Origin of the sequence: Staphylococcus devriesei, from assembly GCF_002902625.1 — a bacterium.
Lineage (GTDB): Bacteria > Bacillota > Bacilli > Staphylococcales > Staphylococcaceae > Staphylococcus > Staphylococcus devriesei.
The window spans coordinates 1-18,323 of the sequence record NZ_PPRG01000062.1 but is presented as its reverse complement, the minus strand read 5'-3'; the positions used below and the strand labels follow the sequence as shown (position 1 = coordinate 18,323).

13 protein-coding genes are annotated in these 18,323 nt (G+C 33.0%); 11 read left to right on the top strand and 2 right to left on the bottom strand.

Annotated elements, in window-relative coordinates; translation table 11 throughout:
• Positions 1-123: 123 nt before the first annotated feature.
• Positions 124-816, top strand: a complete 693-nt coding sequence (locus CD147_RS09705) for a metal-dependent hydrolase (protein ID WP_103167189.1) — start codon at positions 124-126, stop codon at positions 814-816.
• A gap of 143 nt (positions 817-959) precedes the next feature.
• Here the strand turns inward: CD147_RS09705 and CD147_RS09700 are convergent, their stop codons facing one another.
• On the bottom strand, positions 960-1,373 hold the full coding sequence (locus CD147_RS09700) for a universal stress protein (protein WP_103167188.1): 414 nt from the start codon (positions 1,371-1,373) through the stop codon (positions 960-962).
• Positions 1,374-1,601: 228 nt separating this feature from the next.
• Between CD147_RS09700 and CD147_RS09695 the strand changes: the two genes are divergently transcribed.
• From CD147_RS09695 to pyk, 8 genes are all read left to right on the top strand, one after another.
• Entirely contained in the window at positions 1,602-2,900 is a 1,299-nt protein-coding gene (locus tag CD147_RS09695) for a DRTGG domain-containing protein (RefSeq protein ID WP_103167187.1), read from the top strand.
• Positions 2,901-2,959: 59 nt separating this feature from the next.
• Positions 2,960-3,898 carry a DHH family phosphoesterase gene (locus CD147_RS09690; protein WP_103167186.1) on the top strand — a complete coding sequence of 313 codons (939 nt, stop codon included), beginning with the start codon at positions 2,960-2,962 and terminating at the stop codon, positions 3,896-3,898.
• A gap of 19 nt (positions 3,899-3,917) precedes the next feature.
• Entirely contained in the window at positions 3,918-7,118 is a 3,201-nt protein-coding gene (locus CD147_RS09685) for a DNA polymerase III subunit alpha (protein WP_103167185.1), read from the top strand.
• A gap of 155 nt (positions 7,119-7,273) precedes the next feature.
• The gene (gene ystJ, locus CD147_RS09680; RefSeq protein WP_103167184.1) at positions 7,274-8,503 is read left to right on the top strand and encodes an NADP-dependent malic enzyme; all 1,230 of its coding nucleotides are present in this window, start codon (positions 7,274-7,276) and stop codon (positions 8,501-8,503) included.
• Positions 8,504-8,775: 272 nt separating this feature from the next.
• A complete protein-coding gene (gene accD, locus CD147_RS09675) occupies positions 8,776-9,642 on the top strand; it encodes an acetyl-CoA carboxylase, carboxyltransferase subunit beta (protein ID WP_103167183.1) in 867 nt (288 codons plus the stop codon).
• Positions 9,635-10,582: an acetyl-CoA carboxylase carboxyltransferase subunit alpha gene (locus tag CD147_RS09670; RefSeq protein ID WP_103167182.1), complete on the top strand. Its 948-nt coding sequence runs from the start codon at positions 9,635-9,637 to the stop codon at positions 10,580-10,582. Before accD ends, CD147_RS09670 begins: the two co-directional genes overlap by 8 nt.
• 171 nt (positions 10,583-10,753) lie before the next feature.
• The gene (gene pfkA, locus CD147_RS09665) at positions 10,754-11,722 is read left to right on the top strand and encodes a 6-phosphofructokinase (RefSeq protein ID WP_103167181.1); all 969 of its coding nucleotides are present in this window, start codon (positions 10,754-10,756) and stop codon (positions 11,720-11,722) included.
• An 18-nt stretch (positions 11,723-11,740) separates the two neighbouring features.
• On the top strand, positions 11,741-13,501 hold the full coding sequence (pyk, locus tag CD147_RS09660) for a pyruvate kinase (protein WP_103167180.1): 1,761 nt from the start codon (positions 11,741-11,743) through the stop codon (positions 13,499-13,501).
• Between the two features lie 288 nt (positions 13,502-13,789).
• On the opposite strand, the gene CD147_RS09655 is transcribed toward pyk, so the two are convergent.
• On the bottom strand, positions 13,790-15,151 hold the full coding sequence (locus CD147_RS09655) for an amino acid permease (protein ID WP_103167179.1): 1,362 nt from the start codon (positions 15,149-15,151) through the stop codon (positions 13,790-13,792).
• A 350-nt stretch (positions 15,152-15,501) separates the two neighbouring features.
• Here CD147_RS09655 and CD147_RS09650 point away from each other — a divergent pair, with 350 nt between their 5' ends.
• Together CD147_RS09650 and icd are read left to right on the top strand one after the other, a co-directional pair.
• Positions 15,502-16,620, top strand: a complete 1,119-nt coding sequence (locus CD147_RS09650) for a citrate synthase (protein ID WP_103167178.1) — start codon at positions 15,502-15,504, stop codon at positions 16,618-16,620.
• A 53-nt stretch (positions 16,621-16,673) separates the two neighbouring features.
• On the top strand, positions 16,674-17,942 hold the full coding sequence (icd, locus tag CD147_RS09645; RefSeq protein WP_103167177.1) for an NADP-dependent isocitrate dehydrogenase: 1,269 nt from the start codon (positions 16,674-16,676) through the stop codon (positions 17,940-17,942).
• The last annotated feature ends 381 nt before the right edge of the window (positions 17,943-18,323 follow it).

The window sequence follows — 18,323 nt, the reverse complement described above, 5'->3', positions numbered from 1 at the left end:
ACGTCTAATAATCTATAAATTCAAAATTATTGAATGAAATAACCTAATTATATAGTTGCTAGTGTTATAATTGCGCATCGCTAGGGTATATTAGAATTAACCAAGAATTTAGGAGGCTTTATTATGAAACTTTCTTTTCACGGACAATCAACAATTTATTTTGAGGGTAATGGTAAAAAGGTAATCGTAGATCCATTTATTTCAGGGAATGATAAATGCGATTTAGATGAACAAACGCTTGATGTAGACTACATTATTTTAACTCATGGGCATGCCGATCATTTTGGTGATGTCGTTGAACTTGCTAATCGTAATCATGCTACAGTCATTGGTTCTGCTGAACTACAAGGCTATTTAAGTACTTATCACGGGGTTGAAAATGTTCATGGCATGAATATTGGTGGTAAAGCTAAATTCGATTTTGGTACGGTTAAGTATGTACAAGCTTTCCATAGTTCAAGTTTTACTCATGAGAATGGTATTCCAGTATACTTAGGTATGCCAATGGGCTTAATTATCGAAGTTGAAGGTAAAACAATTTATCATGTTGGGGATTCAGGACTCTTTAGTGATATGAAATTAATAGCTGACCGTCATCATCCAATAGATGTTTGTTTCGTACCAATCGGCGATAACTTTACTATGGGTATAGATGATGCAAGTTATGCAATCAATGAATTTATCAAGCCAAAAATTTCTGTACCTATTCACTACAATACTTTCCCATTAATTGAACAAAATCCTGAAGAATTTAAGAATGCAGTAACAGAAGGGGAAGTCCAAATACTTGAACCTGGTGATGAGGTTTCTTTCTAATTTAATTAAGTTAGATAATTAAAATATTTTTTCTAATACTATATATAATTAAAAAAGCTCCTATTAAGATACATTAGACGTAAAAGTAATTAAACTTGAAGGTCTATATCTTAATGGGAGCTATTATAATAAATTGAATTTGCTTATTTAACAATTAATACGGGGATGGTAGCGCGTTTAGCTACTTTATGACTTACGCTTCCGAGAACAAATTTTTTCTGAGACTCTGCTTTACGGTTACTTAGCACTACGATGTCATATTTTCCGCTATTCGCGTGTTTTACTAATTCTTCTTTTGGATTACCACGTACAATGATTTGATCATAATCTAGGCCGTAATCTTCTAACACGCTACGTGTCTTTTCAAGAGCTTGGCTACGTTTCTCTGTTAATTTATCAATATGTGTACCGACTTTAATTGATGCTTGAGCATCTTGTTCTCCAATAGCATTTAAAATAGTAACTACAGTACCTTGTCCTGCTAATCTTGAAACTTCTTTCAAAGCTTTTTCATTTTTTAATTGCGTATCTACACCTAATAAAATATTTTTATACATAGGTCATCCCTCCTCACTTCAATTATATATAAGATATTTTAATTTTCCAACAAATATATTTTTAATAATTAAATATTTTTGCAACTTATTTTAAATGCTGATTAAATTTCATTAAAAATGCTTAGGAGTTCGATAAATTAATTATTTTTAACGCTTTTCAAAATCGATTTTTTATTACGAAAAAGTTATAATATATAAAACACTGTCCATTATGAAGAGGTATGTCGAATGACAAAACATGAACAAATAATAGCATATATAGAATCATTAACCGTGGGTCAGAAAATTTCAGTTAGAAAAGTAGCCAAGGTGATGAAAGTATCCGAAGGCACAGCATACAGAGCAATTAAAGACGCTGGCCAACTAGGAATGGTAACAACTATAGATAGAGTAGGGACCGTGAGAATTGATAAAAAACGGCGCGAAGAAATTGAAAACCTAACGTTCAATGAAATATTAAAGATTATTGACGGAGAAGTGATTGGTGGTAAAAATGGTCTGTTCAAAAGCGTGTCCAAATTTGCGATAGGTGCAATGGAACTTAAAGATGTGGTTAAATATTTAAGCCAACATACACTATTAATCATTGGAAATAGACCTGATGTTCAATTAGAAGCATTAAGAAGAGGAAGTGGCGTTCTAATCACGGGAGGGTTTAAAACCTCTCAAAAGATTATTGATTATGCCGATCACCACAATTTGCCAATATTATCGTCTAATTATGATACATTTCTAGTGGCGAATATTATAAATCGAGCTATGTATAATCAAATGATTAGAAAAGAGATTTTAATCGTTGATGATATAGTAAAACCAATTAATGATATGACTGTTATCTTTGATGAGATGGGAATTGAAGACTATAAATCGCGTGCCAAAGTAACTGGACATTCAAGATTTCCAGTTGTAGATAAAGATTGGAAATTAGTCGGCATAGTTACAAGTAAAGAAATCATACAAATGCAAGCTAATGATTCTATAAATAAAGTGATGACTAAACGCCCAATTAATGTAGAACTCACTACTACTGTAGCGAGTTGTGCGCATATGATGATATGGGAAGGCATAGAAATACTGCCAGTGACTAATAAGAATAAAAAAGCAATCGGAGTTATTACAAGAGATGATGTATTAAAAGCGATGCAACTCATTGGTAGACAACCGCAAATTGGTGAAACAATTAATGATCAAATCGGTAAACATATTACTATTACACAGAATGATATTTCAGTAGAAGTATCTCCTTTATTAACAAATCAATATGGGACATTAAGTAAAGCTGTGTTTGTGGCGATAATTGAAGAAACAATTAAGCATGAACTACGCAAATATAAAAAAGTAGATGTCATGATAGAAAGTTTAAATATCATTTATATTAAAACTGTATCGATTGAAAGTTCAATTCAAGTTCAATATGACATGCTTGATGTGGGTAGAAATTTTGCTAAATTAGAAGTGACGATGCTAAGTGGGAATGATAGAGTAGCAAATGCTATGATTATTTGCCAAATGTTTGAAGATATTTAAGTACACAGATTAAATGTAGGGTTCTACATTTTAAAAATTGAAAAATAGGAGCTTTTAATATGAATGAAATCTTTAATAAAATAATGCAAGAAATAGAAGAAAAGGATACGATTGTGATTCATAGACACCTTCGTCCGGATCCAGATGCGTATGGCTCACAACTAGGGCTTAAATTGTATTTAGAACGTAAATTCCCTGACAAGACAATTTATACGACAGGGATTGGTGAAGACTCGTTAGCCTTTATTGGTGAATTAGATGATGTTGAGGATAGTGTATATGAAGAGGCATTAGTTATTGTTTGTGACACTGCTAATGCACCACGTATAGATGATGAACGTTTTGCGAATGGACAGAAATTAATAAAAATTGATCATCATCCAGCGCAAGATCAATATGGAGATATTAATTATGTAAATACAGAAGCTTCTTCTACGAGTGAAATCATCTTTGATTTTATTGCTTACTTTAATGATATAAGCATTATAGATGAGAAGGTAGCACGCGTATTATATCTAGGGATTGTAGGAGATACGGGACGTTTCTTATTTAGTAATACAACACCTCACACGATGAACGTCGCTAGTCAATTGTTAGAGTTTCCATTTGACCACAGCGTAGAATTAAATAAAATGTCTGAGAAAGATCCAAAAGTGATGCCTTTCCAAGGTTATATCTTACAAAACTTCGAATTAAGTGAAGAACATGATTACTGCCAAGTTAGAATCACAAAAGATATTTTAGAGAAGTATCAAATTCTGCCAAATGAAGCCTCTCAATTTGTAAATACTGTAGCAGACATTAGTGGATTGAAAATTTGGATGTTTGGTGTGGACGAGGGAGACCAAATTAGATGCCGAGTACGTTCAAAAGGCATTGAAATCAATGATATTGCAAGCCAATTTGGTGGTGGTGGCCATCCTAATGCATCAGGCGTTTCAGTCTATAGTTGGGAAGAATTTGAAGACTTAGCCAAAGCTTTACGTCAAAAACTATAATCTAGAAAGGAAGTCATATATGGTTGCACATTTAAATATTCATACAACTTATGATTTATTAAATTCAAGCTTAAAAATAAATGATGTTGTAAAAAAGGCACAACAAAATGATTATGAATTTTTAGCTATTACTGATTCTAATGTTCTATATGGCTTCCCTAAGTTTTATGATGCATGTGTTGAGGCGAATATAACACCAGTATTCGGAATGACAATTCAATTATCTGACGGACTAAATACAATTGAAACTGTCCTTCTTGCCCGTAATAATGATGGATTAACTGCACTTTATAAACTTTCTTCTGCCATTAATATGAAAAATAAAAATACTGTTTCTATTGAGTGGTTACAACATTATTCTGCAAATTTAGCCATTGTATTTAAAGAAGCGCAACGCGAACATGAAGTCATTATTAATGAGTTTGCAAACTCAACCGACGTGTATGTTAATCATACGAGTGATTATAATTATTTTGATTTAAAAGTAGTATGGCTACAAAAGGCAAGATATCTTAATCCTGATGATGTAGATACTATTCCTGCTTTGGAAGCAATAAAAAACAATACTAAGTTAGACTTAGTGCATGATATCCAAGATTTAGGAGAACATTTTCCTTCTAAGGAAGAATATCAACAACTTGAATTTTCAAAGGAAATTTGGAGAAATACAATAGAATTAGCAAAAAGTTGTATTGCTCACATAGAATATCATCAAAATCTATTACCTAAATATGAATCTCCTTCAAATGAAAGTTCTAAAGATTATTTGTGGACGTTATTGAATGGAAAGTTAAATGACTTAGACCTTGATAAAGATGAAGGTTATGTTGAACGGTTAAATCATGAATTTAATATTATTACTGAGATGGGCTTTGAAGATTACTTTCTGATTGTAAGTGACTTAATTCATTATGCTAAAACTCATGACGTTATGGTAGGTCCAGGACGTGGTTCTTCAGCTGGTTCATTAGTGAGTTATTTATTAGGTATTACAACCATTGATCCACTTAAATTTAATTTACTATTTGAGCGTTTTTTAAATCCAGAACGTGTCACAATGCCAGATATCGACATAGACTTCGAGGATACGCGCAGGGAAAAAGTGATTCAGTATGTCCAAGAAAAGTATGGAGAACATCACGTAGCAGGTATTGTTACATTTGGTCATTTGTTAGCTAGAGCAGTTGCCAGAGACGTAGGACGTATAATGGGGTTTGATGATATTACCTTGAACGAAATTTCTAAATTAATTCCTCACCAATTAGGTATTACGTTAGATCAAGCTTACCAAGAAGAGAAATTTAAACAATTTGTTCATCGTAATCACCGTCATGAAAGATGGTTTAATATTAGTAAGAAGTTAGAAGGTCTACCAAGACATACATCTACCCACGCTGCAGGTATTATTATTAATAACCAACCCATTCATAATTATGCTCCATTAACAATGGGGGATACAGGCCTTTTAACTCAATGGACGATGACTGAAGCGGAAAGACTAGGACTGCTTAAAATTGACTTTTTAGGTTTAAGAAATCTATCTATCATTCATCAAATTATTACGCAAGTGAAAAAAGATTTGAATATAGACATCGATATAGAAGCTATTCCTTTTAATGATAGGAAAGTTTTTGAACTGTTATCTAAAGGCGATACTACCGGCATCTTCCAATTAGAATCTGAAGGTGTACGTAAGGTGTTAATACGTCTACAACCTGAACACTTTGAAGATATTGTAGCTGTTACTTCTTTATATAGACCAGGTCCTATGGAAGAGATACCGACATATATTACTCGTAGACATAAAGAAAGTGACATACAATACTTACATCCCGATTTAGAGCCCATCCTTAAAAACACGTATGGTGTTATCATTTATCAGGAACAAATTATGCAAATCGCTAGTAAATTTGCTAGCTTTAGTTATGGGCAAGCTGATATCTTAAGACGTGCGATGAGTAAGAAGAATAGAACAGTATTGGAAAATGAACGTCAGCACTTTGTTGCTGGAGCCACTAAGAATGGATATGATGAAAAGATTAGTAAGCAGATTTTTGATTTAATTTTAAAGTTTGCTGATTATGGTTTCCCAAGAGCACATGCAGTGAGCTATTCTAAAATAGCTTATATCATGGCTTATTTAAAAGTTCATTATGCCAATTATTTTTATGCCAATATATTAAGTAACGTCGTAGGTAATGAAACGAAGACTGCAACGATTATTGATGAGGCTAAAAATCAACAGCTTAATATTTTACCCCCTAATATTAATGAGAGTTACTGGTTCTATAAAGCTACAGAGTCCAATATATATTTATCACTCGGAGCTATTAAGGGAGTCGGTTACCAAAGCGTAAAATCAATTGTAGATGAACGTTATCAGAATGGTAAATATAAAGACTTCTTTGATTTTACGCGACGAATTCCTAAACGTATTAAAACGCGTAAATTATTAGAAGCGTTAATTCTTGTTGGAGCATTTGATGGCTTCGGTAAAACGAGAGCAACGTTGTTAACTGCGATTGATCAAGTAATTGATCAAGTCTCAAATGTCGAACAAGATGATTTACTCTTCAACCTTTTAACGCCTAAACAAACGTATGAAGATAAAGAAGAGTTAAGCGATCAAATGATTAGTAATTATGAGAAAGAATATTTAGGGTTCTACATTTCAAGTCATCCTGTAGAAAAATTATTTATTAGTAAGCAATATCTAGGTATCTTCACATTGAGTAATGTTTCAAATTATAAACCAATCCTTGTCCAATTTGATCAGTTAAAACAAATTAGAACTAAAAATGGTCAAAATATGGCTTTTGTTATATTAAACGATGGAAGACGTACTATGGATGGGGTCTTATTTCCAGACAAATTTAAACGTTTTGAAACCTTTTTACAGGAAAATGAGATTTATGTCATTCAAGGGAAGTTAGAGAAACGTAATCAACAACTTCAAATCATTATTAACCAAATTGAAACTATAGAAGATTTTGAAACAACCAAGAGGAAACAAGCACGCCAAATAATTCTAAGAAATGTAGAGAATTTAGATAGTATTAAACAACATCTTTTCTCTCAAAAATTTGAAAGCAGTATAGAAGTAAATATATATAATCAACAAACTAACTCTACCTCACTTTTAGGATTTATTCAGCGCGAAGAACAATCGCTTAATCGCTTTATTGACCTGTTTAAACCAAGTGATATAAGACTTTTATAACTTTTATAAGTAAAAAAATTATGATATAGTTAACTGATGATTAATAAAATAAAGTCATCAGTTTATTTTATTAGAAAATTTTAGTTTAAAATAGAAAATAACCATCATATTTTTATACTTATAAAACTAATAGTAAATGATCAGGGGTTGATTTGATGTCTTTAAGAGATGATGCGCTACAAATGCATAAAGAAAATCAAGGTAAATTAGAAGTAACACCGAATGTAAAGGTAACTAATAAAGAAGAATTAAGCCTAGCATATTCTCCAGGTGTAGCTGAACCGTGTAAAGAAATACATGAAGATCCTCGTAAAGTATATGATTATACTATTAAAAGAAATACAGTGGCAGTAGTTACAGATGGGACAGCAGTATTAGGCTTAGGTAATATTGGTGCTGCGGCTAGTATTCCAGTAATGGAAGGAAAAGCAGTTCTCTTTAAAAGTTTCGCCGGCATAAATGGTGTGCCTATAGCACTAGATACTAAAGATACTGAAGAAATTATTAACACTGTCAAATTAATTTCGCCTAATTATGGTGGTATTAACTTGGAAGATATTTCAGCACCACGATGCTTCGAAACAGAAGATAGATTGAAAAAAGAAACAAATATCCCGGTATTCCATGACGATCAACATGGTACTGCTATTGTTACAACAGCAGGCTTAATTAATGCTTTAAGAATTGTTGATAAAGATTTATCTGATATTAAAGTCGTGCTTAATGGTGCTGGAGCTGCAGGTATTGCTATTGTTAAACTATTGGATGCATACGGTGTTAGAAATATGATTATGTGTGATTCAAAGGGAGCAATATTTGAAGGTCGCTCATATGGTATGAATGATACAAAAGAATACGTAGCTAAATTTACAAATAAAGATAAAGTTGAAGGTTCTTTAAAAGATGTAATTAAAGATGCTGATGTATTTATCGGTGTTTCAGTTGCAGATTTATTATCTAAAGAGATGGTTAAATCAATGGCTGATGATGCAATTATCTTTGCTATGGCTAACCCTGATCCTGAAATTAAGCCTGATGACGCTAAAGAAGCGGGTGCGAAAGTCGTAGGAACTGGTCGTTCTGATTTTCCTAACCAAATTAATAATGTTCTTGCCTTTCCAGGAATCTTTAGAGGCGCTTTAGATACTGAATCTACTCACATTAATGAAGAAATGAAGAAAGCAGCAGTGGAAGCCATCGCAGATTTAATTCAAGAAGATGAATTAAATCCAGACTACTGTATTCCTGGTCCTTTTGATAAAAGAGTGGCTCCTTCAGTCGCACGTGAAGTAGCGAGAGCAGCTATGGAATCTGGCGTAGCACGAATTGAAGTTGACCCTCAAGATGTATACGATCGTACAATGAAATTAACTGATTTGAAATAATCTATAACTATTTTCAACGCTATCATTCTAAATAATGGAATAACTTTTAAGATATTAATAAGAGAAATTATAAAGAGTTGATTGGTAAATGCGTAGTCATTTAGTTGTTAGAAACTATTCATTATTTTTAAAAAAATAAAACGGTGAGTAGGCTAGACTTAGACGTCGATTAACTTATATAATTTCTCTCTCATATTTAAAACATGATTTCAATTGGTGTTTGTTATTATAGAGAGCGTTAGAATGTTGAAAGGTTATGTGGAGGTTTACGAATGTTTAAAGACTTTTTTAATAGAAGTAGTAAGAAAAAGAAATATTTGACTGTACAAGATTCTAAGCAGAATGAAGTACCAGCCGGTATAATGACTAAATGTCCTAAATGTAAAAAAATTATGTACACTAAAGAGCTCTCTGAAAATTTAAATGTGTGCTTTAATTGCGATCATCACATTGCTTTACCGGCTTATAAAAGAATTGAAGCTATTTCAGATGAAAATACTTTTGAAGAATTTGATAAGGGTATGACATCAGCTAATCCATTAGATTTTCCTGGGTATCAAGAAAAAATCGAAAAAGACCAAAAGAAAACAGATTTAAATGAAGCAGTTGTCACAGGAATAGCTGAATTAGAAGGTTTGAAATACGGCGTTGCGGTCATGGACGCACGATTCAGAATGGGAAGTATGGGGTCAGTTGTTGGAGAAAAAATTTGTCGAATTATTGATTATTGTACTGAACATCGTCTGCCTTTCATCTTATTCTCTGCTAGTGGTGGTGCTAGAATGCAAGAAGGCATCATATCTTTAATGCAAATGGGTAAAACAAGTGTTTCCTTGAAACGTCATTCTGATGCCGGATTGCTATATATTTCTTATTTAACTCATCCTACTACAGGAGGCGTATCAGCTAGTTTTGCTTCTGTTGGCGACATTAACTTAAGTGAACCAAAAGCATTAATAGGATTTGCAGGAAGAAGAGTTATTGAACAAACAATTAATGAAAAATTGCCAGATGATTTTCAAACGGCAGAATTTTTACTTGAGCATGGTCAACTTGATAAAGTCATCCATCGTAAAGAAATGAAAAGCACACTTGCTCAAATTTTAAAAATGCATCAAGAGGTGAAACCTAATGCTTGATTTTGAAAAACCACTTTTTGAAATAAAAAATAAAATTGAATCTTTAAAAGAGTCACAAGAAAAAAACGATGTCGATTTACAAGATGAGATTGATTTGCTAGAAGCCTCTTTAGAAAGAGAAACTAAGAAGATTTATACTAACTTGAAACCATGGGATAGAGTACAAATTGCGCGTCTTCAAGAAAGACCAACCACTTTAGATTATATTCCTTTTATCTTTGATTCGTTTATCGAATTACATGGAGATCGCAACTTTAGAGATGATCCAGCAATGATTGGAGGTATCGCTTATTTAGATGATATTCCTGTAACTGTAATTGGGCAACAACGAGGAAAAGATACTAAAGATAATATTTATCGAAATTTTGGTATGGCACATCCTGAAGGGTATCGCAAAGCATTGAGGTTAATGAAACAAGCCGAAAAATTTAACCGTCCTATTATTACTTTCATTGATACTAAAGGTGCGTATCCAGGTAAAGCTGCTGAAGAACGTGGTCAAAGTGAATCAATTGCTAAAAATTTAGTTGAGATGGCATCGCTAAAAGTACCTGTTATTACTATTGTAATTGGTGAAGGCGGTAGTGGTGGTGCACTTGGTATTGGTATTTCTAACAAAATAAATATGCTTGAAAATAGTACGTATTCAGTTATTTCACCTGAAGGTGCGGCTGCGTTACTATGGAAAGATAGTACGCTAGCTAAAATGGCAGCTGAAACAATGAAAATTACTGCCAAAGATTTATACCAATTAGAAGTGATTGATGAAGTTATTAATGAGCCATTAGGTGGGGCCCATAATAATATTGAACAACAAGCTAAAGAAATTAAAGCTACATTCGTAAAACAATTAAAAGAGTTACAGCGTTTAACTAGTGATGATCTTGTGGAAACACGCTTTAATAAATTTAGAAATATAGGTTCTTTTAATGAATCTTAATTATGAGACTAGAAATCTACCCCTTGATTTCTAGTTTTTTTCTATTGAATAAGTTAAATTTAATATATAAAACGTTTACATAAATATATTCTATCTATATTAATGGAACACCTAATAAAATTGTGGTAATTTAATACTAAAGATAATTCTAGTTAGGAAGGGTATGTCGTCATGAAAAAAATTGCGGTATTAACAAGCGGTGGAGATTCACCAGGTATGAACGCTGCTGTAAGAGCAGTAGTACGTAAAGCGATTTATAACGATATTGAAGTTTATGGAATCTATCAAGGCTATCAAGGATTGTTAGATGACAATATTCATAAACTTGAATTGGGATCAGTTGGAGACACGATTCAAAGGGGAGGTACGTTCCTTTACTCAGCTAGATGCCCTCAATTCAAAGAGGCAGACGTTAGACAAAAAAGTATCGAGAACTTACGAAAACGCGGTATCGAAGGTCTAGTAGTTGTTGGAGGAGACGGAAGTTATCGTGGCGCTCAACGCATTAGTGAAGAAACAAAGAATATTCAAACTATTGGTATTCCAGGTACTATCGATAATGACATTAACGGTACTGATTTTACCATTGGATTCGATACAGCGCTAAATACTATCATTGAAAGTGTCGACAAGATTCGTGACACTGCTTCAAGTCACGCTAGAACATTTATAGTTGAAGTAATGGGAAGAGACTGTGGAGATTTAGCATTATGGGCAGGTTTATCAGTCGGTGCTGAAACGATTCTAGTTCCTGAAGCAAGTACGGATATTAAAGATATTGCTGAAAAGATCGAAAAAGGTATCAAACGTGGTAAAAAACATTCAATCGTAATGGTAGCTGAAGGTAGTATGAGTGGCCAAGAATGTGCAGATCAATTAATGAAATATATAAATGTAGATGCACGCGTGTCAGTTTTAGGTCATATTCAACGTGGAGGAAGTCCTTCAGGAGCTGATAGAGTTTTAGCTTCACGTTTAGGTGGTTACGCTGTAGAATTGTTAATGCAAGGCCATACTGGTAAAGGCGTAGGCATCGAGAATAACAAACTTACTGCTACACCGTTTGATGAAATTTTCAATAGCGATAGACATAAATTTAACACTGATATCTATGAATTAGCGAAAGAGTTATCTATTTAATTTAGGAGGCTTTTTAAAATGAGAAAGACTAAAATTGTATGTACAATAGGACCAGCATCAGAATCTGAAGAAATGTTAGAGAAATTAATGAAAGCTGGTATGAACGTAGCGCGTTTAAACTTTTCACATGGTAGTCATGAAGAACATAAAGCTCGTATTGATACAATTCGTAAAGTGGCTGACAGATTAGGTAAAACAATTGGTATTTTATTAGATACAAAAGGACCTGAAATTCGTACGCATGATATGAAAGATGGCGTTATCATGCTTGAAAAAGGTAATGAAGTTATAGTAAGTATGTCTCAAGTTGAAGGTACACCTGAGAAATTCTCAGTTACGTATCAAGACTTAATTAATGATGTACAAGTTGGTTCTTATATCCTATTAGATGACGGTTTAGTTGAACTTCAAGTTAAAGAAATTGATAAAGCTAATGGTGAAGTTAAATGTGACATCTTAAATACTGGTGAATTGAAAAATAAAAAAGGTGTTAACTTACCAGGCGTAAAAGTTAATTTACCAGGTATAACTGATAAAGATGCTGATGATATCATGTTTGGTATTAAAGAAGATATTGACTATATCGCTGCTAGTTTCGTACGTCGTCCTAGTGATGTCCTAGATATCCGTGAAATTTTAGAAAGAGAAAATAATCGCAATATTACGATTTTCCCTAAAATCGAAAACCAAGAAGGTATTGACAATATCGAAGAGATTTTAGAAGTATCTGATGGATTAATGGTAGCTCGTGGTGATATGGGTGTTGAAATCCCACCAGAATCAGTGCCAATTGTTCAAAAAGACTTAATCAGAAAATGTAATAAACTTGGTAAACCAGTTATTACTGCTACTCAAATGTTAGACTCTATGCAACGTAATCCACGTGCTACTAGAGCAGAAGCAAGCGACGTAGCTAACGCAATTTATGATGGTACTGATGCAATTATGTTATCAGGTGAGACAGCTGCTGGTTTATATCCTGAAGAAGCAGTTAAAACAATGAGAAATATTGCTATTTCTGCTGAAGCGGCTCAAGATTATAAAAAATTATTATCTGATCGTACTAAACTTGTAGAGACTTCATTAGTTAACGCTATTGGTGTTTCTGTAGCTCACACAGCTTTAAATTTAAATGTAAAAGCAATTGTAGCTGCAACAGAAAGTGGTTCAACTGCAGTTACTATATCTAAATATCGTCCACATTCAGATATTATTGCTGTAACTCCAAGTGAACATACTGCACGTCAATTAGCACTTGTATGGGGAGCTTATCCAGTAATTAAAAAAGGTCGCAAAACTACTGATGATCTTTTAAATAATGCAGTTGCAACAGCAGTAGAGACCGAAAGAGTTAGCAATGGTGATCTAATTATCATTACTGCTGGTGTCCCTACTGGTGAGAAAGGTACAACTAATATGATGAAATTACATTTAGTTGGTGATGAAATCGCTAAAGGTCAAGGTGTTGGACGTGGCTCAGTCGTTGGTAAAATAGTAGTAGCCAAAAACGCTAGTGACTTAGAAGGTAAAGATTTAAGCGATGCTGTAATCGTAACTAACTCTGTTGATGAAACGTTAGTACCATATGTTGAAAAAGCAGTTGGTTTAATTACAGAAGAAAACGGTATTACTTCACCTAGTGCTATTATTGGTCTTGAAAAAGGTATACCGACAATTATCGGAGTTGAACAAGCTACTAAAGAACTTAAAAACGGTATCTTAGTAACAGTAGATGCAGCTCAAGGAAAAATCTTTGAAGGATATGCAAACGTACTATAATATTTTATTATAGTTTTCCGTAAATGTTTCGTATAAAAAAGATTTTGAAAGTTAAATAAGATTAATTAAAGTAGAAGCTAGGACGCTCGTATTATAAGTGTCCTAGCTTTTTCTATGCCAATAGGTAGATAAATAAATTTTACGTGAATACTAGACTTTAATTAATTTGCCTTGAGGGGGTAAGGAGGTCAAAAATTAAGAACTATATTTTGAATTTCTATCTGTCTATTATTTTTCATAAAAAAACTTCCAACTCTTATTTAAGAGAAGGAAGTATATACTAATAATTTATTTTACTTTCTTAGTAACTTGTTTGTATCTTAAATACATCAATCCGAGGAAGATAAACCATAATGGTGTGATAAAGATTGCATTTCTTGTAGTTTCGTTTACAAATAATAAACAAAATACAAAGATAAAGAATACTAAAATTGCATATCCCATAAATTTACCACCAGGAAGTTTGTAAGATACTGTTTTGTGTAATTCTGGATTTCTTCTATGATAGTTAATGTAGGCTACAATAATTAAAGCCCAAACTATTATGAATAATACAGTTGAAATTGTTGTTACATAAGTGAATACTAATGTCGCATCTGGGAAGATGTAGTTAAGTAATGCTGTAACAAGTAATAGTGCTGATGAAGCAATAATAGCTATGTGAGGTACTCCACTTTTGTTAGTACTGCTAAAAATTGGTGGAGCTTGTTTTTTGTCTGATAAACCAAATAACATACGGCTATTAGAGAAAATACCACTATTACAAGATGAAGCAGCAGCAGTTAATACTACGAAATTAATTAATCCAGCAGCGAAAGGAATACCGATTAGTGAAAATAATCTTACGAATGGACTTTCAGTTGGATCAACTTTATCCCATGGAATAATTGACATGATTACTGCTAATGCACCTACATAGAATACTAATATTCTTAGTGGAACGGCGTTGATTGCTTTTGGAATTGTTTTAGTGGGATCTTTCGTTTCACCAGCTGTTACCCCAATCATTTCGATACCTACGAATGAGAATAATGCCATTTGGAACGACATAAAGAATCCTGAAGCGCCGTTAGCGAAAATACCATGTTTATATAGGTTAGTAAAGCTTGCATGACCAAATTGTGTTTTAAAAGCGAATAATACCATTACTAGCCCAACTACGATAAGAGCGATAATTGTAATGATTTTAATGATTGCAAACCAGAATTCTAACTCACCAAATAACTTAGCACTTAATAAATTAAATAACATTAGAATTAAAACGCAAAATAATGCGCTAATCCAGTTTGGAATAGCAGGAAACCAGAAACTTACATATTTAGCAACTGCTGTAACTTCGGCCATACCCGTGATAATCCAACATAACCAATAAGTCCAACCTGTTACAAACCCTGCAAATGGTCCTATGTATTCATTAGTCACGTCAGCGAAAGATTTAAAGCGAGTATTTTGGATGATAATCTCGCCGAGTCCTCTCATAAACATGAATAACATGAATCCTATAATAATATAAGTTAGGAGAATAGATGGACCAGTCATTGCTATTGTTTGCCCAGCTCCCAAGAATAACCCAGTACCAATAGCGCCGCCAATTGCAATTAATTGCACATGACGATTACTCAATCCTCTTTGTAATTTTTCTTCAGCCATAAGACAACTCCCTTACATTTAATTAATATTTATTATGCACTTATATATTCATTTCGACAATTATTTTTTAAAATTTTTCTAAAAATTCCCTTAATATTTGATTGAAAAATTGTAATCATGATTGATAAAAAATTTGAATTTCTGAATATATATGATGAAAATACGGTATTTATTTTATAATAAAATGCTTTAATATAGCTACTTTCAAGGTATTATTAATTAAATCAAAAGATAAAATTACACCTTAGTTGTACTTGTATCAAAATATATATTCGTTCACAAAGCGAATTCAATTAGCTATAATATTATTGAAAGCCATTACATTAAGTAAAAGAAAAGGGGAATTGCTTATGGCAGAATTACAAAAAGGTTTAGAAGGGGTAATTGCAGCAGAAACTAAGATTAGCTCAATTGTCGATAGTCAACTAACATATGCTGGCTATGATATTGATGACTTAGCTGAGAATGCATTATTTGAAGAAATAATATTCTTATTATGGAATTATAGACTACCAAATCAAGAAGAATTAGACGCCTTAAAGGATAAATTAAATCATTACATGACATTAAATCCTAGAGTTTATAATCACTTTGAAGAATATGCGACAGATAATGTACATCCTATGACGGCATTACGTACTTCAGTTTCTTATATTGCGCATTTTGACCCAGATGCTGAAAATGAAACTGAAGAAAATCGTCTCGAGAGAGCAGTACGTATTCAAGCTAAAATTGCTTCACTTGTTACTGCATTTGCTCGAGTACGTGAAGGGAAAGAACCAATTAAACCTAATCCTGAATTAAGTTATGCGGCAAACTTCTTATATATGTTAAAAGGGGAACTACCAACAGATACGCAAGTGGAAGCGTTCAACAAAGCTTTAGTCTTACATGCTGACCATGAACTTAATGCTTCAGCTTTTACTGCTCGTTGTGCAGTATCTTCTTTATCTGATATGTATTCAGGTATCGTTGCGGCAGTTGGTTCTTTAAAAGGTCCTTTACATGGTGGCGCAAACGAACAGGTGATGAATATGTTAGCTGAAGTAAAATCAGTTGATGAAGTTGATGCTTATCTTGATAAAAAAATAAAAAATAAAGAAAAAATCATGGGCTTTGGCCATCGTGTTTATAAAGATGGCGATCCACGTGCGAAATACCTTCGTGAAATGAGCCGTAAAATCACTGAAGAAGCTGGTAGAAGCGAATTATACGATATCTCAATTGCTATTGAGAAACGTATGAAAGAAGAAAAAGGGTTAATTCCAAATGTAGACTTCTTCAGTGCAACTGTTTACCATAGTATGGATATTCCACATGATTTATTTACACCAATATTTGCGGTTAGTCGTACGTCTGGTTGGACAGCGCATATCTTAGAACAATATCGTGATAATAGAATCATGCGTCCTCGTGCAAAATATATTGGGGAAACTGAACGTAAATATCTTCCTATTGAAGAAAGATAATATTTTGATGATAAGTTTAAATAAGATTTCATAATTTATGGAGGTTTAATAATATGTCAGCAGAAAAAATTACTAGAGTAAATGATGGTTTAAATGTACCAAACGAACCTGTTATTCCGTTTATCATTGGGGATGGAATCGGGCCTGACATTTGGAAAGCGACTAGTCGTGTTATCGATGCGGCAGTAGAAAAAGCTTATAATGGAAAGAAACGTATCGAATGGAAAGAAGTATTAGCGGGACAAAAAGCTTATGACGAAACAGGTGAATGGCTACCTAAAGAAACACTAGAAACAATTAAAGAGTATTTAATAGCTATAAAAGGGCCTTTAACTACTCCGATCGGTGGAGGGATTCGTTCTCTTAACGTTGCCTTACGTCAAGAATTAGATTTATTTACATGCTTACGTCCAGTACGTTGGTTTAAAGGAGTACCTTCACCAGTTAAACGTCCTGAAGATGTAGATATGGTCATTTTCCGTGAAAATACTGAAGATATTTATGCTGGTATTGAATTTAAAGAAGGAACAGATGAAGTTAAAAAAGTAATCGATTTCTTACAAAATGAAATGGGTGCTACTAATATTCGCTTCCCTGAAACTTCTGGTATAGGTATTAAACCTGTTTCTAAAGAAGGAACGGAACGCTTAGTTAGAGCAGCTATTCAGTACGCATTAGATAATAATCGCAAATCTGTTACTTTAGTGCATAAAGGTAATATCATGAAATTCACTGAAGGTTCATTTAAACAATGGGGTTATGATATTGCACATAACGAATTCGCTGATCAAGTATTTACATGGCAACAATATGATGAAATTGTTGGACAAGATGGTAAAGAAGCAGCTAACAAAGCTCAAGAAAAAGCTGAACAAGAAGGCAAAATTATTATTAAAGATTCAATTGCAGATATTTTCTTACAACAAATCTTAACACGTCCTAATGAACATGATGTTGTAGCTACTATGAATTTAAATGGTGACTATATTTCTGACGCTTTAGCAGCTCAAGTTGGCGGTATTGGCATTGCTCCAGGCGCAAATATTAACTACGAAACTGGACATGCCATTTTCGAAGCTACGCATGGTACTGCACCTAAATACGCTGGGTTAAATAAGGTAAATCCTTCATCTGAACTATTAAGCTCAGTATTGATGTTAGAACACTTAGGATGGCAAGAAGCGGCAGATAAAATTACAGACTCTATTGAAGCTACAATTGCATCTAAAATCGTAACTTACGATTTTGCTAGATTAATGGATGATGCCAAAGAAGTTTCAACTTCTGAGTTCGCAGATGAATTGATTAAAAATTTAAAATAATTATTTGCTAAAATAAATCGATGATATAACGAAGCTGAGCCATTAAGATATGGCTCAGCTTCTTATTTATCAATAGTTGTCTTTGATAAGGTTAAGGGAATAATAATTTGCAGTGTGGTAAATCGATAAGATAAAAACTCAGGAGTTTTATCGCCATTTCTCAATCTTTCAGTCTCGGCTCTCTTTCTATATTTCTATTATTATAAAATGAGTCATGATCATTAATTTTTATAAAAGTTTACATTGAGTTTTTTACAAATTCACTACATATAAGTTCATCTTTAAAAAGCGCTTACAAAAAATTATAAATAATATTAAAAATTTGTTAATATTACTTTAAGAAAGCAAAAATAATTTCTTTATAAATACTAAATATTATAT